Below are 20,524 nucleotides of genomic sequence, written 5' to 3'. Positions count from 1 at the left end.
GTTCGTGGGGCGCCCGCCGGTGTCAGGCGCGGGCGGGCACCAGCCGTTCGGCGCGTGCCAGCGCCTGCTGCCGCGCCTGCCGGTAGGCGTCCAGCTGGGTGCCGTACTTCGCGTTCAGCCGCGCCAGGTAGTGGGCCTCCCGGTCCCGGCCCACGGACTTGAGGGAGACCTGGCGGGCGCAGGTGGCGTCGGCGACCGCGATCCGGGTCTCGGCGGCGAAGCTGCGGGCCTCCTCGGCCCGGCTCTGCACGGCGGGGTGCTGCCGGGTGGCCTGCCGGGCCGCGTCCGGGTCCGGGTAGGGGTGACCGGCCCGCTTCATGCAGCTCGCCCAGTCGTGCACGGCGGCGGTGAAGCGCCGGTCGTGCAGCAGCTTGCCCACGTACAGCGGACGCAGGTTGCTCGCGGTGGAGTCCAGCCGGAACCAGGCGGCCGGATCGCCGTACAGCGTGCGCTCGGCGGCCGCGTCGCAGCCGCCGGACCGCTTGCTGACCGAGCCGCCGCCGGGTACCCCGGTGCGCAGCAGCTCCGTCTTGCGTCCGCCGTCCAGGGCGGTGTCGTAGGCGGCTCGGCGGTCCGCCGAAAGTCCTCTGCGGTAGGCGATGTTGGGGTTGCGCAGCCGGGCGCGGTCCTCCTTGGCGGCGATCCGGCTGCCGTAGCCGTAGGTCCGCGCCCAGCGGACGTCGTCCTGGACGTAGCCCACCGGCCGGCTCTCCGCCAGGGACAGGGAGCTGCCGGACCAGTAGCGGAAGCCCTGGCGGTCCATGCACCGCGCGATCAGGCCCTGTTCGGCGTCCGAGATCCGGAGGTCCTCGGCCCAGGTCAGCTCGCGCGCCTTGGCGGCGGCGACCGGTGCCGGACCGCCGCCGGACTCCCGGGAGCAGCCGGTGAGAGCCAGCGCGGCCACGGCGGCGACGGCGCTCAGCTGCGCGACCTTGCGACGGAGGACGGGGCGCTTCATCGGGCAACTCCCTGGGCGGCGGACGGCTGGGTGCTTTCGCGCCGTTGACGGTGCCGGCGGGGCGTTCGTATGACATGCGGCCGGGAAGACGTTCCGGCGGGACGGAATTCGCGGCGAATCCGGGGGCACGGTCATACGAGGACCCCCGCCCACCCGTCTCACGTACAGGGACCGCTGTGCCCACCCGCAGAAACCAGCCAACTGCGCTCGCCGGCGGATCCCGCCCCGGGACCCTCACGGCCCCGCCCGCGATCGGCGGACCGGGCGTCCCGGAGGTTCCCGGCCACCGGCCGGGCAGCACGGATCCGGTCACGACGGCCCGCCTATCGCCCTGCTCGGACGGCCCCCGCCGATATCGTTGTCGGCATCCGCCAGGAGCGATCGGGGACCGATGTTCGAAGTGCGTCTGCTCGGCCCGGTGGAGGTCTGGGAAGGGGGCCGACGGGCCCCGCTCGGCGGTTCGCGGCCCCTGGCCGTACTCGCCGCACTCGTCGTGCACCTGGGCGAGGTGATCTCCACCGAACGCCTGGTGGACTTCGTCTGGGACGAGGAGGCCCCGGCCACCGCGGGCGCTCTGGTGGCCACCCACGTCTCGGCCGTGCGCCGGGCGCTGTCCCGGGTCGGCAGTACCGAGGTGATCCGCACCCGTCCCCCGGGCTATGTCGCCGACCTCGCCCCCGGCCGGGTGGACGCCCGCCGCTTCGAGGAACTCCTCGCGGCGGGTCGGTCCGCGGGGCGTCCGGAGGAGGCCGCCGAGACGCTGGCCGAGGCGCTGGGGCTGTGGCGGGGCCGGGAGGCGCTGGAAGGGCTCGGTCAGTCGTTCGCGCGGATCGAGGCGGCCCGGCTCGGGGAGCTGCGGCTCGTCGCCCAGGAGGAGTCCTTCGGGCTGGCGCTGGAGCTGGGCCGCGCCGACGGGGTGATCGCGCCGCTGCTCGCCCATGTGGCCGCCCATCCGCTGCGGGAGCGGCCGCGCGGCCAGCTGATGACGGCCCTGTTCCGCACCGGCCGGGTCTCCGACGCGCTGCGCGTCTTCCAGGACGGCCGTACGGTCCTCCGTGACGAGCTGGGCATCGACCCGGGTGCGGAGCTCCGCGCGGTCCACCAGGCCGTACTGAGCGGCGACACCCACGTGCTGGGGACGGGGCAGCCGGCCCGCACGGTTCCCGCCCAACGGAGCGCCGAGCCCGCTCCCTCCCATCTCCCGCCCGACATCGCCGACTTCGTCGGCCGTGCCGAACAGGTGAAGTGGGCCACCGAGCTGCTGCGGAGCGTCGGCGACAGCGGCCGCACCGCACCCCCGATCGGGGTGATCTCCGGGCGCTCCGGCATGGGCAAGACGGCCCTCGCCGTGCACGTCGGCCACCGCACCGCCGAGCTCTTCCCGGACGGGCGCCTGTTCGTGGACCTGAGGGCCGCCGACACCACCCCGCTGGAACCCGCCGACGCCCTCGCGCGGCTGCTGCGCGCGATGGGGGTCGACCCGGACTCGGTGTCCTCCGGCGTCGAGGAGCTGACCGGCCTGTACCGCACCCACATCGGGCACCGGCGGGTCCTGGTCGTCCTGGACAACGCGGCCGGCGAGGCGGACGTCCGGCCGCTGCTGCCGCCCGGCCCCGGCTCCGCGGTGCTGATCACCAGCCGCCGCCGGCTGGTGGCCCTGGAGGGTGCCGCCCATCTGGACCTCGCCGCGCCAAACGAGGCCGAGGCTCTCGACCTGTTCCGCCGGGTGGCCGGCGAAGGGCGGACCGGGGCGGATCCGGAGCGGGCCGCGGAGATCGTCACCCTGTGCGGGCGGCTGCCGCTCGCCGTGCGCATCGCCGGGGCCCGGCTGGCCGCCCGCCCGCACTGGGCGCCCGCCCGGCTCGCCGGGCGTCTGCGTGACGAACAGCGCCGGCTCAACGAACTCCGCGCCGGTGACCTGGAGTTGCGCACCAGTCTGGAACTCGGCTACGCCGACCTCGCACCGCAGGAGCGACGGGCCCTGCGCCGCCTCGCCCTGCTGGAGCTGCCCGACTTCGCGGCCTGGATCGCCGCCCCGCTCCTCGGCATAGGGGCCGAGGAGTCCGAGGAAGCCGTCGAGCGGCTGGTGGACTGCCACTTCATCGACGTGATCGGCATGGACGGCACCGGCCTCGCCCGCTACCGGATCCACGACCTGGCCCGCGAACACGCCCGCGAGCGCTGTCTCGCCGAGGAGAGCGCCGAGGAGCGTGCCGCCGCGGTGCTGCGTCTGGTCGGCTGCTGGCTGGACCTGGCCCGGAAGGCGGCCGCCCGCGGCCCCGGCGGCGCGGTACGGCACTTCCCGGAACCGGCCGCCGTACGGCCGCTCGACCCGGAGACCGAGGATGCGCTGCTCGCCCGGCCCGCGGCCTGGTTCGCCGCCGAGCAGCCCGGACTGCTGGCCGCCGTGACGCACTGCGCCGACCACGGCATGGCGCGGGCCGCCCGGGACCTCGCCGGGGCGCTGATAGCGAGTTCGGCCGCGTTGTACAACCAGTTCGACGCCTGGTCCCGTTCGCACACCGCCGCCATGGCCGCGGTGCGCCGCAGCGGCGACGTCGAGGGCGAGGCCTGGCTGCTCGCCGGACTCGGTCAGCTCCGCTACGAACAGGACCGGTTCGAGGAGTCCTACGCGTACTTCACGGACGCGTTGCGGCTGTTCGGGGACGGCTCGGCGGAGGGGTCGGCGGTTGCGCTGGCCGGTATGGGCACCGTCCGGCACGAACAGGCCCGCTACGCGGAGTCGTTGAACCTGCTGGAGACCGCCCTGGAGCGGTACGGCGAGGACGGCGACGTGAGTCCCCGGGCCCGGGTGCTGTACGGCATCGGGTACGTGCACCGTGAACTGGGGCACGGCACACAGGCCCGAAAGGCACTGTCCCGCGCCCTGGACCTCTACCGGGCCGCCGGCGACCTGCACGGCGAGGGGCTCACCCTGCGCTCGCTGGCCCTGTGCGACCGGGCCGAGGGCCGGTACCCGGAGGCCGAACGCCTGCTGCGCGACGCACTGCGGCTCTTCACCGACCTGCACGACACCTTCGGCGCGATGTACACCGAACAGGCCCTGGCCAAGGTGGAGTTGCGCACGGGCCGGGCGGAGCAGGCGGCGCGGCGGCTGGTGCGCTGTCTGGCGGTGGCCCGGGAACGGCAGGACAGGTTCGGCGAGGCGCTGGTGCTGCGCACGCTCGGGGAGGCGCGGCTTGCCGCCGGGGACACCGACGGGGCCCGGGAGCCGCTGGAGCACGCGACGGCCCTCTGGACGGAGCTCGGGCTGTCGCTGTGGCGGGCGCGGACGGTCTGGGACCTGGCCGCGGTGTGGACGGCGGACGGCGACCCGGAGACCGCCCGGGCGGCCCGGGCACAGGCGCTGGAGGTGTTCCGGTCGTCGGGCGGACGGGAGGCCCGCGAACGCCGGGCCGACGGGCCGTCGTGACCCGGCCGGGTCCGTGCCACCCCTGGTGCCGGCTTGCAGCGATCCTGCAGGGCAATTGCAGGGGCACCGGGCACTGTTGTCTGCGTGACGGACATCATCACGCTCTCCGACCCCCGGGTCGCGGCGGTCACCGAGCAGGAGTGCGGTGAACCGCTGGTCGATCTGCGCGGCACTGACGGCCTGCTGCTCGACCCCCGCCAGGCGGACCCGGACGGCAGCTACGCGCGCCTGCGCTCCGGAGCGCTCGGCCGGCTCCTGGACGCGCAGTCGCTGCTGCCCGCCGGGATCAGGTTCCTGCTGGTGGAGGGGTACCGGCCGCCCGAACTGCAGAGCCGCTACTTCGAGCAGTACGCGGCGACGCTGCGCGCGGCCCGTCCCGACGCGCCGCCGGACCGGATCCGGGAGCTGGCCAGCGCCTACATCTCCCCGCCGGAGGTGGCCCCTCATGTCAGCGGCGGGGCGGTGGACCTGACCCTGTGCACCGCCGACGGCACCGAACTGCCGCTGGGCACGGAGGTCAACGCCACCCCGGAGGAGAGCGCGGGCGCCTGCCGCACCGGGGCGGCAGGCATCGGCGCCGAGGCGCGCGCCAACCGGGCGTTGATGGCGCAGGCCCTGACCACGGCCGGCTTCGTCAACTACCCGACGGAGTGGTGGCACTGGTCCTACGGAGACCGGTACTGGGCGCTGCTGAGCGGCGCGCCGGCCGCCCGCTACGGACCCGCCCCGGCCTCCGTCCGCACCGCCTGAACAGCGGAACCGCACCTCTTCCGCGCGGACACCGCGAGGACCACGACCGACCGACGGGGGACGATCATGGAAAGCCACGGCGGCACCTGTACGCAGGAGCCGCGCGAAACCGCACGCGGAACGGGTGAGGCGGGTCGCGTACCCGTCACTCCCGCCGACTTCGACGCCGCCTTCACCGCCGACATGCCCAGACTGCGCAGACGGCTGCTGGCCCTGACCGGCAATCCGCACGACGCCGACGACCTGCTGCAGGAGACGTATCTGCGGCTGTCCCGGCGGGCCCGTGCCCGGAATCTCACGCACCAGACCCATCCGTACGCCTACACCTGCACGGTCGCGCTGAACCTGCTGCGCGACTCCTGGCTGCACCCCTCCCGCCGTGAGCGCACCACCGACCGCCTGCCCGAGGCCGGCTGGGACGGCGGGCTCGGCTCGTACGAGGCCTCGGCCACCGCCCTGGCCCTGCTGAGCGTGCTCTCCCCGAAGGAGGCCGCCGCGGTGATCCTCGTCGATCTGGAGGGCCTCACCCACGACACGGCCGGGGAACGGCTCGGTGCCCATCGCGGCACCGTCCAGCGCAACCGGATGCGGGCGCTGGCCAAGATGCGCGCCGCGCTGGGCGGCTGAACACCGGGTGCCGCGTCCCGACGGGGGTGGGACGCGGCACCCGGGCACGCCACCGGACCCCCGGTACACGGCTCCACGTCGACCAAGGATGTGCATCTTGAAAGTCTCCGAAATCACCTCGCCGGGCCGGGCGTTGGCCGCCACCGCGGCAATCTCGCTGATCGCCTTCCTCCCCGCCACCGCACACGCGGCCGCCCCGCGTGCCGCCCAGGACACGGCCTGCGGAGTGCTGGCCTCCGGCGCCTCGGCCACCGCGGAGGCCGCCGTCGACGCGGCCTGCACACAGATCGGCGTCTGGTACAGCTGGGGCGGCGGCCACGGTGCCACCCCCGGTGCCACCTACGGCTACTACGACGGCTCCGACCCCGACAGCCTGCACGACAACGAGCGCAGGGGCTTCGACTGTTCGGGCCTGATGCGGTACGCGTACTACCGGGCGACCGGCCGCGACCTGCTCAACGGCACGGCCGACGACCAGTACCACAGCTCACAGGCCACGGCCCGTTTCTCGGCCTCCCAGGGCACCGCTCCCCTGGTCCCCGGCGACCTGATGTTCTGGGGCAGCGGGCACATCCACCACGTCGCCATGTACCTGGGCGCCGGGCAGATGGTGGAGGCCTACGAGTCGGGCACCCACATCCGGGTCGCCCCGGTGCGCACGGGCGGCGACTACGCGGGCGCGATCCGCGTCAACCCGTCGGGCACGCCGGTGCCGCCGCCGGCCAACGGCGGTACGACGTTCGAGACCTGGGGAACGGGGGTGCGCACGCACTCCACGCCGAGCGTGCGCTCCTCCGTCGTGGACACCTTCGCCGGGCCGACCCAGGTGTCGGTCCAGTGCCAGGAGCACGCGGAGACGGTGACCGCCGAGGGGTACACCAACGACATCTGGTCCAAGCTGGCCGACGGCTCCTGGCTGACCAACATCTACATCAAGGGACCGGCCGAGCTGCCCGGCATCCCGGACTGCGGCGGCGACAGCGCCCCGCCGCCGAGCGGGGGCAGCACCGCGTTCCAGACCTGGGGCACGGGCGTGCGCACGCACAGCGAGCCCAACGTGAACGCCGGTGTCGTCGACTACTTCCCGCAGCCCACGACGGTCAACGTGGTCTGCCAGTCCCACGCCCAGACGGTCACCGCCGAGGGGTACACCAACGACGCCTGGTCCAAGCTGACCAACGGCGCCTGGATGACGAACATCTACATCAAGGGCCCGGCGTGGCTGCCGGGGGTCGCCACCTGCTGATCCGAGCCCGGTCACGGGGCGTCCGCATGTCGGGCGCCCCGTCCGTGCACCTAATCACTTTGTTGACTATGTACGGCCGCCCGTTCCGCCAGCCTGCGCAGCGCGAGCTCACCCCATCGCAGGTTCTCCCGCTCGAAGGACATCCCGCGCAGCAGGGTGAGGTACGGGCCGACGCGTTCCGCCTCCGCGAAGTACGCCTCCTCCGAGCGCCCGGCGAGCAGGCGCCGGCGGATCCGTTCGTAGCGGGCCAGTTTGGCGGTGGCCAGGTCCATCCGCCCGGCGACGGCCGCGCGGACCGCAGCGATGTCACCGGCGTCCGCGCACTGCACCTTGACCAGCAGCTCGTCCCGGACCACCGCGGGCCGGGCCGGGGGCTCGGCGGTGTAGGCGCGCACCGCCCGGCGGCCCGCCTCCGTGAGCGAGAACAGCCGCTTGTCGGGCCGGCGCTCCTGCTCGACGACGCGCGCGGCGACCAGGCCCTCGGCTTCCAGACGGTCCAGCTCGCGGTAGAGCTGCTGGGGCGTGGCCGCCCAGAAGTTGGCGACCGTCGCGTCGAACTCCTTCGCGAGGTCGTACCCGCAGGCCTCGCCCTCCAGGAGGGCGGCCATCAGCGCATTCCGCAGAGCCATGGGTGCACGCTAGCATGCACCTACTCAATTTTTTGACTAGGTGAGGTGGACCCATGCATCCCTTCCGCAAGGCCGTCGAGAGCGACGACCTGGACGCCGTGGCCGCCCTGATGGCCGACGACGTCGTCTTCACCAGCCCGGTCGCCTTCAGGCCGTACGCGGGCAAGGCGATCACCGTGGCGATCCTGCGCGCGGTGACCCAGGTCTTCGGGGACTTCACCTACGTACGGGAGATGGCGAGCCCCGACGGCCGGGACCACGCCCTGGTCTTCACCGCGACGGTGGCCGGCAAACAGCTCCAGGGCTGCGACTTCCTGCACGTCGACGAGAACGGGAAGATCGACGACCTCACCGTGATGGTGCGCCCGCTCTCCGCCGCCCAGGCGCTGGGCGAGGCCATGAACGCCCGGTTCGAGGAAATCGCCCGGGAGGCCGCCGCCGCGCGGTGACCGCGCGGTACCGGAACCGGCTTCCGCCCTCGCCCCGCCGGGGACCGGCGGGCGGAGCCGGGCTCAGCCGCCGCGCCGTACCCGCGCCGCCTCGCGGGCCTCCGCGAGCTTGCGGGCCTCGCTGGTCTTGCGGGACGGCCTGCCGCCGGAGCCGCTCCTGGCGTCCTTGGTGCTGCCCAAACCACGGAACGGGGCATTGTGGTTCTTGGGGCGCGGTACGGCCGGGCTGCCGTCGAGAGGCTTTCCTGAGGGGGTCCTGGCGCCGGTGATCCGGCTCAGCTCCGCCTCGCCGGACCGCACCTTGGTGACCTGGGGGGCGACGCCGGCGTCCGCCATGACCTGGCTCGTCTCGCGGCGCTGTGCCGACAGGACGAGTGTCACCACGGTGCCGGAGCGGCCGGCCCGGGCCGTGCGGCCCGCGCGGTGCAGGTAGTCCTTCGGATCGGTGGCCGGGTCCGCGTTGACCACCAGGTCGAGATCCTCGACGTGCAGGCCGCGTGCCGCGACGTTGGTCGCCACCAGCGCGGTGACCTGGCCGTTCTTGAACTGGGCCAGGGTCCTGGTGCGCTGTGGCTGCGACTTGCCGCTGTGCAGGGCGGCCGCGGCCACCCCGCTGGCCCGCAGATGCCGGGTGAGCTGGTCGACGCCGTGCTTGGTGTCCGAGAACAGCAGGACGCGGCCGTCCCGCGCGGCGATCTCCGTGATCACGGCGTAGCGGTCGGGACCGTGCACGACGAGGACGTGGTGGTCGATCGCCGAGACCGCGCTGGACGAGGGGTCCACGGAGTGGACGGCGGGGTCGCGCAGGTAGTCCCGTACCAGCTGGTCGACATCACCGTCGAGGGTGGCGGAGAACAGCATCCGCTGCCCGTCCGGGCGCACCTGGTCCAGGGCTTCGGTGACCTGCGGCAGGAACCCCATGTCACACATCTGGTCGGCCTCGTCCAGGACCGTGATGCGCACCTGTCCCAGCCGGCATCCGTTGCGGTCGACGAGGTCGTGCAGCCGGCCGGGCGTGGCGACGACGATCTCGGCGCCGTCCCGCAGCGCCGCCGCCTGACGTCCGACGGACACCCCGCCCACCACGGTCGCGAGCCGCAGCCCAAGCGCCCCGGCGTAGGGGGTGAGCACCTCGCCGACCTGCTGCGCCAGCTCCCTGGTGGGGACCAGGACGAGCGCCAGCGGCTCCTTGGGCCGCGCGCGCCGCCCGGCCGTCCGGGCCAGCATCCCGAGACCGAAGGCGAGCGTCTTGCCGGATCCCGTGCGGCCCCGGCCCAGGACGTCCCGCCCCGCGAGCGCGTTCGGCAGCGCCGCCGCCTGGATGGGGAAGGGCACGGTCACGCCGTGCTCGTCGAGCGCCCGCAGGAGCGCGGGCGGCAGCCCCAGCTCCGCGAAGGACGCCGCCGGCGAAGCGGCGGCGGTGTCCGGCGACCCGGGCACCTCGTCCTGCCGCCGGTCATCGGCGCGTGGTGATTCGCTCACAGAGAGCCTTCCTCCGAAGGGACCGTACCGAGGAAGGCGCGGCGGGAACGCGGCCGCCGGCCGGGGACCGCGGAGCGGGCACCGTCACAGCGACGCTGCAAACGCTCCACGCTAGCACGCGGCTCACCGTGCGGTCCTCCTCGCGCGGCCTCCCCGCCCGGCGCTGGAACGACGGCCGAACCCGCCGGCGCGGATCGATCCGGCGCCGTGGCCCGCGGTCTGTGAGACTCGAGCGTCCCCGACCGGGGTCCACTGGATGGGAGAAGGGTGACGGCATGCTGGAGACGGTGGGCCTGACGGCCGACGAGAGCGAGGTGTACCGCCTCCTGGTCGCCACCGGGACGGCGTCCGTCCAGGACATCTCCGGCCGCTCGGCCCTCGACGTCGTGACCGCGCGGCTGCTGCTGCGTGCGCTGGAACACAAGGGCCTGGCGTCGGTGGCCGAGGACAGTCCCGAATGGTTCACGGCCGTGCCGCCGCAGGTGGCCCTCCTGCCCCGGCTCCAACGCCGCTTCGACGCCCTGGAACAGACCCGGGCCGCCGTCCACGAACTGGTGGAGACCCACCGCCGCAGCGCATGGGCCCGGGGCACGGGCGAGGCCATCGAGATCATCACCGGCGCGGCGGCGCTGCGCCAGCACCTGCGCCAGCTCCAGTACGGCGCCGGCCGCGAGATGATGTGGTTCGTGAAGGCCCAGTACGTGGCCATGTCCCCGGAGAGCAACCAGGAGGAGTTCGACGCGCTGGAGCGGGGCGTGCTCTACCGGGCCCTGTACGAGCAGGCGTACTTCGACGACCCCGACGCGGTGGACTACGTCGTCAAGGGCGTGTGCGCCGGAGAGGTCGCCCGGGCGGTGCCTCTGCTGCCACTGCGGATGGCGATCGCCGACCGCTCGGTGGCCATCCTGCCGCTGGCTCCCTCCGGGACCTCCCGCAACCCCCGGGAACTGCAGGCCGCGGTGGTGCGGGAGTCCAGCCTGCTGGACGCGCTCATCGCCCTGTTCGAACACCACTGGGAGATCGGTGCCCCGCTCCGGGTGACCGAGGAGGGCCAGATCGGCGGCGCCGGCACCACGGACGCCGCCTCGCCGGTCGGGGAGGACCGGCACCTGCTCTCCCTGATGGTCGCCGGCATGACGGACGAGGCGATAGCCGGACAGCTTCGGGTCAGCAAGCGCACCGTCCAGCGGCGCATCCAGGGCCTGATGAGTCTGGCGGGCGTCGCGACCCGGATGCAGCTGGGCTGGCACGCGGCCCGCCGCGACTGGCTCTGAGCGCCGCCCGCGACGCTGACGGGACGGGGCCCACCGGGCGTGTCCGGTGGGCCCCGTCCCGTCAGCCGGCTACTTGAGCAGGTAGCCCTTGACGACGGTCTCCTCGAAGGAGTTGCCCGCCGCGTCCTCGACGTTCACGCGCAGGCTGACCGAGCCGCCCGCCGCGCGGCGCGGGTGCTCCACGGTCACGGTGCGCTCCATGCCGGAGCCCTTGACCCGCGCCGGATGCCAGGTCTTCCCCTCGTCGAAGGAGACCTCGGTGGTGAAGACGCGGACGGGTGACACCGGGGCGCCGGGCGTCCGCTGGATCAGGACCGGGATGTCGAGCCTGCGGCCGGCCTCGGCCCGGTTCCACTCGTCCAGCTTCGGCGACATGCGCACCGCGTAGAGCGGGAGTGCCTGCCGGGTCGCCGTGGTCTGCGACCGGAACCGCCATTCGGCCGACACGTGGGTGGAGACCGAGCTGGGGGTGAGGTCGCGGTCCTGCTCGACCGTCAGCCGGTAGTCGGCCGGCGTCGCGTCGGCGGGCACGTCGCTCATGCTCCAGTCCTCGGAGACGAGTTCGCCGTTGCGCCGCAGCTCCACCGTGGGCAGGCCGGCCGTCGTGTCGGCCACCAGGTCGAGGTTTCCGTTCGCGGCCGACTGGAAGGGACGGTAGATGGTGTCGCCCTCACGGAAGGCCGCCATCGAGGACGCGAGGCCCACGGCCTGGATCCCGCCGTTCCAGCGCTCCTCGACCTCGGCGCCGGCCTTGTAGCCGTGCAGGTCGCCGAGGTAGCTCTGTCCGCGGGTGTCCGGGTCGAAGATGTTGTTCTGGTCGAAGGCCGCCTGCCAGCGCAGTCCCTCGGCGGACGAGAAGTAGTCGACCCGCCGGGTCGGCACCGGCAGGCCCGTCATCGAGGGTGCGCTGAAGCGGACGTTGTCGACGTACATCCAGACGAGCCGGGCAGCGGTGGTGCCCGGGGTGGTGGCGGCGAAGGTGGTGTGCACCTCGGCCAGTTCCGAGGAGCGGGGGCGGTACCCCGGGTCGGCCGGGATGGCGCCGTGCACCGGGTGGGAGAGGTAGTAGACCGACGAGGGATTGCCGTCCGCGCCGGTGGGGCCACCCCAGACGGTGCTGACGAGGTAGGTGAACTTCGAGTCCTTCTCCCGTGCCGTCGGGGTCGCGTACACGCCCTCGAGGTGGTCCTCGCCGACCGCGTCGTACATGGTGACGGAGAGCAGCTCGTCGCCCACGCTGATGGTGCCGATCTCCGCCGAGAGGATGCGCGCCGAGCGGTTCGGCGCCGAGACGGTCACGGGCTTCGCCTTCCGTGCGTCGATGGCGACCTGCCGGTCGGCGGTCATCACGACCTTCGGCACGCCCACGATGACGCCCTCGGTGAACGACGCGTCGAAGAAGAAGCCGCTCACCGAGTAGGTGTCCTTCGGCAGCCGCACCACGGTGCTGTTCTTGCCGAGCGCCTCCACCTCGAAGGACTTGTGGTCGGCCGACTGGACGAGCAGGTACGCGGTGTCGGGGGCCGCGCCCGTACGGCTCTTCATGTCGATGCGCAGGTCGTAGGACGGCTGCTCGAGGTCCAGGCCGAACGGGACGCGCACCGAGACCTGGTGGTCCTGAGTGCTCGCGGTCACCACGCCGCTGTAGGCGGCGTAGGCCGTCGTCGCCTCCGGGGTCCCGGTGAGGGTGACGTCCGCCGTTCCGTGCGCGGGCACGGTGACGGTGTCGGCGCTCAGCCGGAACAGGCCGGCGGGGGCGGGCTTGTCCAGCAGGCCGCTGCTCGCGTTCTGCGCCAGCCGGAGGGTGACCGGGGCGGAGCCCGGGTTCCGGTAGGTGATCTTCCGGGTCACCGGCGGCCGCTGGGCGTCGGTCCAGCGGACCAGCCCGAAGTCCACTGCGGCGACGTCGGCGGTGACCTCCTGGTCGACCGCCCGGGCGACGTCGACGCGCCCGGCGCCCTGGTAGTAGGCGCCGTGCCCGAGGGCGCCGGTCGCCGACTGCATCAGCTGACGCTTGACCTGCTCGGCGGTCCAGTCCGGGTGCTGCTGGAACAGGATGGCCGCGGCGCCGACCACGTGCGGCGTGGCCATGGACGTGCCGTCCATCGCGATGTAGCCGTCGTCGGCGGTGGTGCCGCCCGCCCTGGCGGCGACGACGCCGACGCCGGGGGCGATGATGTCCGGCTTGAGGCCGGAGTCGCCGGTCCGCGGGCCGACCGAGCTGAAGACGGCGCGGTCGTCGTCGGCCTCGGCGGCGCCGACGGCCAGCGCCCGGTCCGCGGAGGCGGGCGAGGAGACCCTGCTGCCGGAGCCGTTGTTGCCGGCCGCGGCCACCACCAGGACGCCGTAGTCACGGCTGACGGTGTCGACCATGGCCTCCACCGCGTCGGTCTCCGGCGTGTCCGTGTCGCCGAGGCTGAGGTTGATCACCCTGGCGCCGTGCTGGGCCGCCCAGGCCAGACCCTCGACGACGGCGGAGTTGTCGCAGTTGCCGTCCCCGGTGCACACCTTGCCGGACAGGATCCGCACACCGGGAGCCACGCCCTTGTACTGGCCGTCGGAGAGCGCGCCGGAACCGGCGATGGTCGACGTGACGTGGGTGCCGTGCCCCATCAGGTCGTCGGTGTTCGGCTCGTCGGTGAAGTTCGCCGACTCGGTGACGAGGCCCTTGAGGTCCGGGTGGTTCGGGTCGTAGCCGGTGTCCAGCACCGCGACCTTGACGCCGCTGCCGGTGAGCCCCTGCTGCCAGGCGTGCGGGGCGCCGATGCGGCTCGCCGTGCTCTCGGCCTGGACCTTGGAGTGTCCGTCGAGCCAGACCCGGCGCAGGCCCGCCCCGAAGGACGTGGCGCCCGCCCGGCCGGGGGCGATGCCCTTCCAGAACTCCGCGGCGTCCTCGCGGTGTTCGGAAAGCGTCGCGAAGGGGGTGCCGGCGACGGTCCGGGCACCGTCGGCCCCGGCCGTGGTGAGCCGGCGCTCGGCGGTGCCCGCGTCACCCGCGTACTGGACGATCAGCGGCAGGCCGGACCGCTCGGCGTACTTCCCCGCGACCAGGGCCGAGACGTTGAACAGCGCCGCGTCGAGGCGGCCGGCGGTCAGCAGGGGGAGGGCGTCGGCGGGTATGACGACCCAGTCCCGGCCGTCCTGACGCTTGACGAACGTGAGGTGCTCGCGTCCCTTGGCGGGCTCGACCGTGACGCTCTGCCGGCCCGAGGAGTCCGTGTCCAGGGTGACCCGGTCACCGGTGATCAACGTGACCTTATGCCGGGAGACGATCTGCGTCCGGTCCGCTCCGGTCCGCGCGGCGGCCTGCGTGAGCCCGGTGTGCGGGCCGAGGTCCTGAGCGGCCCCGGGGGCGGCGGTCAGACCGGCCACGAGCACCACGAGGGCGGCGGTCGCCGCCGTACGCCGAGGCCGTGGAAGGCGCACCCCGCGGCGCCACCTGTTGTTCATGTCTCTCATGGGAGGACAGCGTGGTGCCGTCGAGCGCCGAGGTCAGCAGTTTGCCCTGTCCATCAGGCGTCAAGTCACCTTTACGCCAACGCCAATACCTCACAAAGAGGGCGGTGACCCAGGCCCGGTTCTGGCCCGCCTCCCCTCCAGCCGCGGTGAAGTCCGTCCCGCCTGAGGTCGCCGACCCGGACCGCTGCTCGCGGGACGAGGGGTTCCCGAGGGCGACGATCCGGGTGACAGTCCCCCCAACCGGCAGAGGGGGCGGCACCGCCGACACCGTTCTCGAAGCCCGGGCGGCGGGCATCCCCCGTCGACGTGGTGCGGCCCGATGGGGCCGAACGAGCCGGCCGGCGGCGCCACGAGGGCGCCACCGACGGATGCGCGGGTCTTGGTTCCTCGTGATCCCGTACCGGCCCCTGCGGAACGACGCGGCGGCGTTCACGACCGAGCTCGTGGTGAGCGAGCTGGTCACCAACGCGATCCGTTACGGAAGCGGACCCTTCGGCCTCCGGATGATCCGCGACCGCCAGATGCTCATCTGCGAGGTCTCCGAGTGCAGCGCCACAGCCCCGCATCTGAGATACGCACGCTCCGGCGACCAGGGAGGACGGGGCCCGTTCCTGATCGCGGAACTGACCGACCGCCGGCGAACCAGGTTCGGCGACATCGGAAAGACCATCCGGGCCGAACAGGACCTCGCGGCAGCCTGAGGCGGCTCAAGCCGGCCGAGGCCCTCCGAGTCAGATCACTCTCCGCCGACCGGGGATTTTCCGCCCGGCGGAAGTCCTGTTGCCGGGGTGGAGGCGCCGTCGTCATGGTGTTCCCGACACGACGTCGAGGATGACGGGACCCCTCTCATGCCGCACATCACCGCGTTCGCCAGGAACCAGTGGTACGTCGCCGCCTACCGTCACGAGGTGGGGCGGGAGTTGCTCGGGCGGACGGTTCTCGGCGAGCCGCTCGTGCTCTACCGGGCCGAGGAGGACGGCAGTCCCGTCGTTCTCAACGACCGCTGTGTGCACCGGCGTTACCCGCTGTCGGAGAGCGGGCTCGACGGTGACCGGATCGTCTGCGGGTATCACGGGTTCACCTACGACCGGACCGGCGCGTGCGTGTACGTGCCGGGGCAGAAGCGCATCCCGCGCACCGCACGCGTCGCCTCCTACCCGGTGGTCGAGCGGGACTCCCTGGTGTGGGTGTGGATCGGCGACCCCGGGCTCGCCGACCCGGACGCCGTGCCGCGGGCCCGGCACCTGGACGCGCCGGGCTGGACGACGGTCAGGGGCATGGAGCCCGTCGACGCCGACTACGGACTCCTCGTCGACAACCTCCTCGACCTCTCGCACGAGACCTACCTGCACGGGGGCTACATAGGCACCCCGGAGGTCGCCGAGACGCCGATCACCACGGAGGTCGACGAGGGCGCCGGGATCGTGCGGGTCAGCCGGCACATGGACGACGCCGAGTGCCCGCCGTTCTACGCCCGTTCGACCGGGATCGAGGGCCGGATCACCCGCTGGCAGGACATCGAGTACCACGCACCCTGTCTGTACCTGCTGCACAGCCGGATCGCACCGTCCGGTGTGGTGCCCGAGGCCGACGGCAACGACCCGCACGGTTTCCACACCGAGATCACCTACGCGATCACCCCGTCCTCGGACGGCAAGGTGTACGACTTCTGGATGGTCTCCCGGGACTGGGCGACCGACGACGCCGAGGTCACCGGCTTCCTGCGGGACAACAACCACACGGTGGTGATGCAGGACGTGGACGCCCTCAACCTCCTTCAGCGGACGCTGGGTTCGGAGCGGTCCGGTTACCAGGAGCTGAGCATCAACATCGACACCGGCGGCCTCGCCGCCCGCCGTATCCTCGCCCGGCTGGCCGAGGAGGGCGACAAGCCCGTGGAGAGGGTCCTGTGAGCGGGACCGCCGGTGAGATCTACCGCGTCGACTGGCTGCCGGGCACCGACGTGCTGCACGGCACCTGCCACTGCGGAGCCGAGCACACCGCGCGGGACCCGGTGGAGATGTGGACGTGGATGCTCGGCCACCCCGAAGGACACCGGCTCCCGGAGCGCACGCCATGAATTTGTACGAGGACGAACTGGTCGTCGGTGAGAGGGTTCCGGCGGCCGACGGGGTCGTCTCCCTCACCCTTCGCCGTCCGCACGGCGGGGAACTCCCGGACTGGGAGCCGGGGGCGCATGTCGACGTCGTACTCGGCCCGGGGCTGGAGCGGCAGTTCTCGCTGTGCGGGGATCCCGGGGACCGTTGCGGATGGCGGATCGCGGTGTTGCGGGAGCCCGCCGGACGGGGCGGATCCGCCCACGTCCACGACCGGTTGGGCGTCGGCGACACGGTGCGGGTGCGTGGACCGCGCAACCGCTTCCGGCTGGATCCTGCCCCGCGCTACCGTTTCGTCGCGGGAGGCATCGGCATCACCCCGATCCTGCCGATGCTGGCCGCCGCCGAGGCCTCGGGCGCCGAGTGGAGCCTGCTGTACGGCGGCCGGACCCGGCGGTCCATGGCGTTCACCGACGAGTTGGCGCGCTATGGCGGGGAGCGGGTCACCGTCGCCCCGCAGGACGAGTCCGGACTGCTGGACCTCGGCCCGGTACTGGACGACGTCCCGGACGGCACCCTCGTGTACTGCTGCGGTCCCGGGCCGTTGCTGGACGCCGTGGAGGAGCGCTGCCCGGCGGCCGTGCTGCGGACGGAGCGCTTTCAGCCGAAGGCCCGGCAGGCGGACGGCGAGCGGGAGTTCGAGGTCGTCCTCGGGCGGAGCGGCGGTAGCCTCACCGTCGCACCCGGGGTCTCCGTGCTCGACGCCATGCGGGCCGCCGGGGTCGAGGTGCTGTACTCCTGCACCGAGGGCACCTGCGGGACGTGCGAGACGGACGTCCTCGAAGGCGACCCGGACCACCGGGACTCGGTGCTCTCCGAGGAGGAACGGGCGGCCGGGGAGACCATGCTCATCTGTGTGTCGCGGTGTCGAGGGGATCGCCTGGTGCTCGATCTGTGATCCACGGTCCGCCTCGATCGCCGCCGCGGCGGCCCCCAGACGCGGCACCAGATCGCGGCGGACCGTGGAGTCGGACATCCGGCCGGAGCGCACCGCGAGGCTCACCCCGGCCACCGCCAGGCCGCCGCCGTCCCGCACCGGAGCGGCCAGTCGTCACGCCGTCCTCGGGGTCACCCTGTCGGTGGTCTTCCAGCTGGTCGAACGACGGGTGCCCGGCTGGCACCACGGACTGCGCGCGACGACCCGGCGGTCCTGAGTGCGCATCGAGTAGGGGCGGTCCATGCTCGACGTACGCGGCCTGAGGAAGGTCTATGACGGTTCCGGCCGCCGCATCGAGGCGGTGCGGGACCTCCCCCTCACCGTGGAGGCGGGCGAACTCGTCTGTCTCGTCGGCCCGTCGGGCTGCGGCAGGACCACCCTGCTCACGTGCATGGGCGGTCTGCTCACCCCGACCGGCGGCGAAGTGCTCCTGGAGGGGCGGAAGGGTGACGGGGCCGCCGCCCGGGACGGCGTTCGCCTTCCAGGAGTACGGACGCGGCCCGTTCCCCTGGATGCGGGTCGCCGAGAACGTCGGACTTCCCCTGAAGCAGGAGCGGTTGCCGCGGGAGCGACGCGGGGCACTGGTCTCCTACGCGCTGCTCCCGGTCGGCCTGGCGGACGCCGCCGGTGCCTGCCCCTGGCAGCTCTCGGGCGGTATGCGGCAGCGGGTCGCGATCGCGCGGGCCCTGGCCTACGATCCCCGGGCGCTGTGGCGGGAGGGCGGGATCACCATCCGTACCGTCACCCACGACATCGACGAGGTGGTCTGCCCGGGCCGGCGGGTGATCGTCCTGTGCACCTCCCCGACCGTCGTCCAGGAGCGGCTGAGGGTGGATCTGCCGGACGACCGGGACCAGTTGCACACCCGGGTCGCCCCGCGCTTCGCCGAACCGGGCACCCATGTGTAGGAGCAGATCCAGGCGGCGAAGCGCGGGACTTTCCCGGCGGCGCGGGTCACGCCGTCAGATATGCCTCCACCTCGCTGAACTGTGCGGCCGGCCAGCCGCTGTTGGCGGTGACGGTCAGCCGCAGATGGCGCAGGCTGGTGCCGGAGGGCAGCGCGACGGTGACGGAGTTGCCGGTGGCCGGGTCGAACCGGTAGCCGGTGGCCCCCACGACGGTCGAGTAGGCCGACCCGTCGGTGCTGCCCAGCACGGCCACGGTCTGGGTGCGCGCGCCCCAGGCCGAGGACGGCGGCAGCTTCAGCACCACCCGGCGTGCCGCGTAGGAGGAGCCGAGGTCGACGGTGAGCGACTGCGGGAAGGCGTTGTTGGCGGACTCCCAGTAGCTGTTGGCGTCGCCGTCGACCGCCTTGCCCGGCGTGTACACGTCCTGCGAGCCGGTGGCGGTCGCCGGGCGGCCCTTGGCGAGGTTGCGGCCGGGGTCCGGGTCGGGGTTGCCGCTGCCGGGCTGCGGCCAGCTGGAGCAGTCCGACCAGGTGCTGGACCAGCCGGAGTTGCCGCCGCCGTCGGTGAGCGCGAAGGAGCCGGAGTTCGACGGGTAGGGGCAGTTGTAGACGCCGGCCGCGCCGACGCCGCTCGCGGTGACGTTGCGGAAGGTGGCCGCGCCCTGCGCCTCGGCCTGGACGACGACCGTCCCGGCGTTGCGCACGGTCGCGCCGGTCACGTTGACGTTGCGGACCGGGTAGCCCTGCCCGCCGCCGGAGACGAACTCGAAGGCGCTGTACGGGCTGTCGGTGATCGTGGTGTTGGTGATGTCGACGGTGGCGTTGATGGCGCTGTCGTAGGAGTCGACGCGCAGGGCGCCCATCGGGTGGTTCCAGTTGGGGTTGACGGCGCCCGTGCGGACCAGCGTGTTGCCGTCCACGGTGATCGTCCCGGACAGCGGCGAGAACGGGTCGGCGAACTTCTGGTTGGAGATGGCGATACCGCTGCCCAGCGCGTTGGTGTCGGAGATCAGGTTGTTCTTCACGGAGATGTCGGTGCCGCCGTAGATGGCGATGCCGTTGGCCAGGTTCGGCTGGGAGATGGTGTTGGCGGTGAAGCTGGAGTTGGTGTCGGGTGAGTACAGCGACCACATGGCCAGGGAGTCGTCGCCCTGGTTGCGCAGGAAGTTGTTGCGGACCTGGACGCCGTGGGCGGTGCCGTTGAGGTTGAGGCCGTCGGCGGTGGTGTCGAGGACCCGGTTGTTCTCGACGACCAGGTTGTCGTTGTTGCCGGTCAGCCAGAAGCCGCACTTGAGGTGCTGGATCCACATCCCGGAGACCGAGCTGCTGGGCCCGAGCGAGCCGTTGACGAAGTTGTCCGGGTTGGAGTCGACGCGTTCGGTGACCTCGCCGATCACCGCGAAGTTGTTGATGTGGACGTTCCCGGAGGAGCTGGACTGGTCGATGAACCGCGAGGTGTGCACGACCGAGTACCAGCTGCCGGCGCCCAGCAGGGTGACGTTCTGTACGCCGCTCAGGGAGGAGGTCAGCCGGTAGTCGCCCGGCGGGATCCACACCGTCCCGCCCTGGGCGGCGGAGACGGCGTCCCGGAAGGCCTGGGTGGAGTCGCCGTTGCCGCTGGGGTCGGCGCCCCTGGAGGTGACGGAGACCGACCCGGCGGGCTGGGTGGCGGCCCCGGCCACCTGCTCGAAGTCGGCGACGTCGACGGTGACCTGGGTGCCGGTGGACTCGAAGGCGACCTTGTCCCCCGCCTGGACGTTCTGGCCCAGCAGCAGCCGCGCGTCGTCGAAGAAGTGGTGCTGCTTGGCGCCGGCGATCCAGCCGGTGTCGACGTAGGAGTACTTGGAGGTGACCGTCAGGGTCTTCGCCAGTCTGACCCCGTTGACGTACACGTCGAGGGAGCCGGACTGGCCGTCGGGGACGCTGTAGGAGAGGTTCACGGCGTTGGCCGCCCGGGGCGCGGTGAACTCGACGCGCTGCCCGGAGCTGAGGCGCACGGCCTGCCGTCCGGAGGCCTCGGAGGCGAGGGTGCCCTGGGTGTAGTCCGGACCGATCCTGGTACCGGTGGTGGTCGCCGTCTCCGCCTCGACCGAGGTGAAGGGGAGACTCGCGCCCGCGGCCGCGTGGGCGGCGGGCGCGACGGCGACGAGCAGCCCGGCGGCGAGGGCCACGGCGGCCGTCACTGCTGACATGCTCCTGACAGATTGGGCGGTGGTGCTCTGCATGTGCTGATCCCTTCGGTGTGGGGGGAGGGAG

Annotated in this window: 15 protein-coding genes and 2 pseudogenes; 12 read left to right on the top strand and 5 right to left on the bottom strand. The window is 72.9% G+C overall.

Features of this window, described 5'->3' with window-relative positions:
• Nucleotides 1–22: 22 nt before the first annotated feature.
• Nucleotides 23–958, bottom strand: coding sequence for a hypothetical protein (locus ACZ4O3_RS09505; RefSeq protein ID WP_467721790.1), 936 nt, complete (start codon nucleotides 956–958; stop codon nucleotides 23–25).
• A 391-nt stretch (nucleotides 959–1,349) separates the two neighbouring features.
• On the opposite strand from ACZ4O3_RS09505, the gene ACZ4O3_RS09500 reads away from it, so the two are divergent.
• The 4 genes from ACZ4O3_RS09500 to ACZ4O3_RS09485 all read left to right on the top strand — a co-directional run bounded on the left by ACZ4O3_RS09500 (nucleotide 1,350) and on the right by ACZ4O3_RS09485 (nucleotide 7,014).
• Nucleotides 1,350–4,391, top strand: a complete 3,042-nt coding sequence (locus ACZ4O3_RS09500) for an AfsR/SARP family transcriptional regulator (protein ID WP_467721789.1) — start codon at nucleotides 1,350–1,352, stop codon at nucleotides 4,389–4,391.
• 84 nt (nucleotides 4,392–4,475) lie between these two features.
• Complete coding sequence (locus ACZ4O3_RS09495; protein WP_467721788.1) at nucleotides 4,476–5,141, top strand: M15 family metallopeptidase; 666 nt, start codon at nucleotides 4,476–4,478, stop codon at nucleotides 5,139–5,141.
• Nucleotides 5,142–5,207: 66 nt separating this feature from the next.
• Nucleotides 5,208–5,768 (top strand): RNA polymerase sigma factor, encoded by a 561-nt coding sequence (locus ACZ4O3_RS09490; RefSeq protein WP_467721787.1) that lies wholly within the window; start codon nucleotides 5,208–5,210, stop codon nucleotides 5,766–5,768.
• 97 nt (nucleotides 5,769–5,865) lie between these two features.
• On the top strand, nucleotides 5,866–7,014 hold the full coding sequence (locus ACZ4O3_RS09485; protein WP_467721786.1) for a C40 family peptidase: 1,149 nt from the start codon (nucleotides 5,866–5,868) through the stop codon (nucleotides 7,012–7,014).
• Nucleotides 7,015–7,064: 50 nt separating this feature from the next.
• Here ACZ4O3_RS09485 and ACZ4O3_RS09480 read toward each other — a convergent pair whose 3' ends face one another.
• Nucleotides 7,065–7,643, bottom strand: coding sequence for a PadR family transcriptional regulator (locus ACZ4O3_RS09480; RefSeq protein ID WP_467721785.1), 579 nt, complete (start codon nucleotides 7,641–7,643; stop codon nucleotides 7,065–7,067).
• Nucleotides 7,644–7,696: 53 nt separating this feature from the next.
• Between ACZ4O3_RS09480 and ACZ4O3_RS09475 the strand changes: the two genes are divergently transcribed.
• Nucleotides 7,697–8,092: a nuclear transport factor 2 family protein gene (locus tag ACZ4O3_RS09475; protein WP_362732305.1), complete on the top strand. Its 396-nt coding sequence runs from the start codon at nucleotides 7,697–7,699 to the stop codon at nucleotides 8,090–8,092.
• Nucleotides 8,093–8,155: 63 nt separating this feature from the next.
• Here ACZ4O3_RS09475 and ACZ4O3_RS09470 read toward each other — a convergent pair whose 3' ends face one another.
• Nucleotides 8,156–9,574: a DEAD/DEAH box helicase gene (locus tag ACZ4O3_RS09470; RefSeq protein WP_467721784.1), complete on the bottom strand. Its 1,419-nt coding sequence runs from the start codon at nucleotides 9,572–9,574 to the stop codon at nucleotides 8,156–8,158.
• A 275-nt stretch (nucleotides 9,575–9,849) separates the two neighbouring features.
• On the opposite strand from ACZ4O3_RS09470, the gene ACZ4O3_RS09465 reads away from it, so the two are divergent.
• The gene (locus ACZ4O3_RS09465) at nucleotides 9,850–10,848 is read left to right on the top strand and encodes a helix-turn-helix domain-containing protein (RefSeq protein ID WP_467721783.1); all 999 of its coding nucleotides are present in this window, start codon (nucleotides 9,850–9,852) and stop codon (nucleotides 10,846–10,848) included.
• A gap of 69 nt (nucleotides 10,849–10,917) precedes the next feature.
• Here ACZ4O3_RS09465 and ACZ4O3_RS09460 read toward each other — a convergent pair whose 3' ends face one another.
• Nucleotides 10,918–14,298 (bottom strand): S8 family peptidase, encoded by a 3,381-nt coding sequence (locus tag ACZ4O3_RS09460; protein WP_467721782.1) that lies wholly within the window; start codon nucleotides 14,296–14,298, stop codon nucleotides 10,918–10,920.
• A 377-nt stretch (nucleotides 14,299–14,675) separates the two neighbouring features.
• Between ACZ4O3_RS09460 and ACZ4O3_RS09455 the strand changes: the two genes are divergently transcribed.
• The 6 genes and pseudogenes from ACZ4O3_RS09455 to ACZ4O3_RS09430 all read left to right on the top strand — a co-directional run bounded on the left by ACZ4O3_RS09455 (nucleotide 14,676) and on the right by ACZ4O3_RS09430 (nucleotide 18,347).
• Nucleotides 14,676–15,008 carry an ATP-binding protein gene (locus tag ACZ4O3_RS09455; protein WP_467721781.1) on the top strand — a complete coding sequence of 111 codons (333 nt, stop codon included), beginning with the start codon at nucleotides 14,676–14,678 and terminating at the stop codon, nucleotides 15,006–15,008.
• A gap of 147 nt (nucleotides 15,009–15,155) precedes the next feature.
• The gene (locus tag ACZ4O3_RS09450; protein WP_467721780.1) at nucleotides 15,156–16,220 is read left to right on the top strand and encodes a Rieske 2Fe-2S domain-containing protein; all 1,065 of its coding nucleotides are present in this window, start codon (nucleotides 15,156–15,158) and stop codon (nucleotides 16,218–16,220) included.
• Nucleotides 16,217–16,387: a hypothetical protein gene (locus ACZ4O3_RS09445; protein WP_467721779.1), complete on the top strand. Its 171-nt coding sequence runs from the start codon at nucleotides 16,217–16,219 to the stop codon at nucleotides 16,385–16,387. Before ACZ4O3_RS09450 ends, ACZ4O3_RS09445 begins: the two co-directional genes overlap by 4 nt.
• Nucleotides 16,384–17,322, top strand: a complete 939-nt coding sequence (locus ACZ4O3_RS09440; RefSeq protein WP_467721778.1) for a PDR/VanB family oxidoreductase — start codon at nucleotides 16,384–16,386, stop codon at nucleotides 17,320–17,322. Before ACZ4O3_RS09445 ends, ACZ4O3_RS09440 begins: the two co-directional genes overlap by 4 nt.
• 160 nt (nucleotides 17,323–17,482) lie before the next feature.
• Nucleotides 17,483–17,578, top strand: a pseudogene (locus ACZ4O3_RS09435) (ABC transporter permease); the annotation flags it as partial.
• Nucleotides 17,579–17,602: 24 nt separating this feature from the next.
• A pseudogene (locus ACZ4O3_RS09430) lies at nucleotides 17,603–18,347 on the top strand (ABC transporter ATP-binding protein).
• On the opposite strand, the gene ACZ4O3_RS09425 reads toward ACZ4O3_RS09430, so the two are convergent.
• Nucleotides 18,316–20,493, bottom strand: a complete 2,178-nt coding sequence (locus ACZ4O3_RS09425) for a discoidin domain-containing protein (RefSeq protein ID WP_467721777.1) — start codon at nucleotides 20,491–20,493, stop codon at nucleotides 18,316–18,318. The pseudogene ACZ4O3_RS09430 and the gene ACZ4O3_RS09425 sit on opposite strands and share 32 nt — an antisense overlap.
• Nucleotides 20,494–20,524 lie beyond the last annotated feature (31 nt).

It is taken from the genome of Streptomyces sp. NPDC026515 (assembly GCF_055567595.1).
Note: the sequence above shows the minus strand (reverse complement) of the source record. Positions and strands in the feature narration are given on the sequence as shown.

Excerpts from the sequence above, each read along its gene's own strand:
- ACZ4O3_RS09505 (WP_467721790.1), bottom strand. The coding sequence starts at position 958 with ATGAAGCGCCCCGTCCTCCGTCGCAAGGTCGCGCAGCTGAGCGCCGTC.
- ACZ4O3_RS09500 (WP_467721789.1), top strand. The coding sequence starts at position 1,350 with ATGTTCGAAGTGCGTCTGCTCGGCCCGGTGGAGGTCTGGGAAGGGGGC.
- ACZ4O3_RS09490 (WP_467721787.1), top strand. The coding sequence starts at position 5,208 with ATGGAAAGCCACGGCGGCACCTGTACGCAGGAGCCGCGCGAAACCGCA.
- ACZ4O3_RS09480 (WP_467721785.1), bottom strand. The coding sequence starts at position 7,643 with ATGGCTCTGCGGAATGCGCTGATGGCCGCCCTCCTGGAGGGCGAGGCC.
- ACZ4O3_RS09475 (WP_362732305.1), top strand. The coding sequence starts at position 7,697 with ATGCATCCCTTCCGCAAGGCCGTCGAGAGCGACGACCTGGACGCCGTG.
- ACZ4O3_RS09465 (WP_467721783.1), top strand. The coding sequence starts at position 9,850 with ATGCTGGAGACGGTGGGCCTGACGGCCGACGAGAGCGAGGTGTACCGC.
- ACZ4O3_RS09460 (WP_467721782.1), bottom strand. The coding sequence starts at position 14,298 with ATGAACAACAGGTGGCGCCGCGGGGTGCGCCTTCCACGGCCTCGGCGT.
- ACZ4O3_RS09455 (WP_467721781.1), top strand. The coding sequence starts at position 14,676 with ATGCGCGGGTCTTGGTTCCTCGTGATCCCGTACCGGCCCCTGCGGAAC.
- ACZ4O3_RS09450 (WP_467721780.1), top strand. The coding sequence starts at position 15,156 with ATGCCGCACATCACCGCGTTCGCCAGGAACCAGTGGTACGTCGCCGCC.
- ACZ4O3_RS09440 (WP_467721778.1), top strand. The coding sequence starts at position 16,384 with ATGAATTTGTACGAGGACGAACTGGTCGTCGGTGAGAGGGTTCCGGCG.
- ACZ4O3_RS09425 (WP_467721777.1), bottom strand. The coding sequence starts at position 20,493 with ATGCAGAGCACCACCGCCCAATCTGTCAGGAGCATGTCAGCAGTGACG.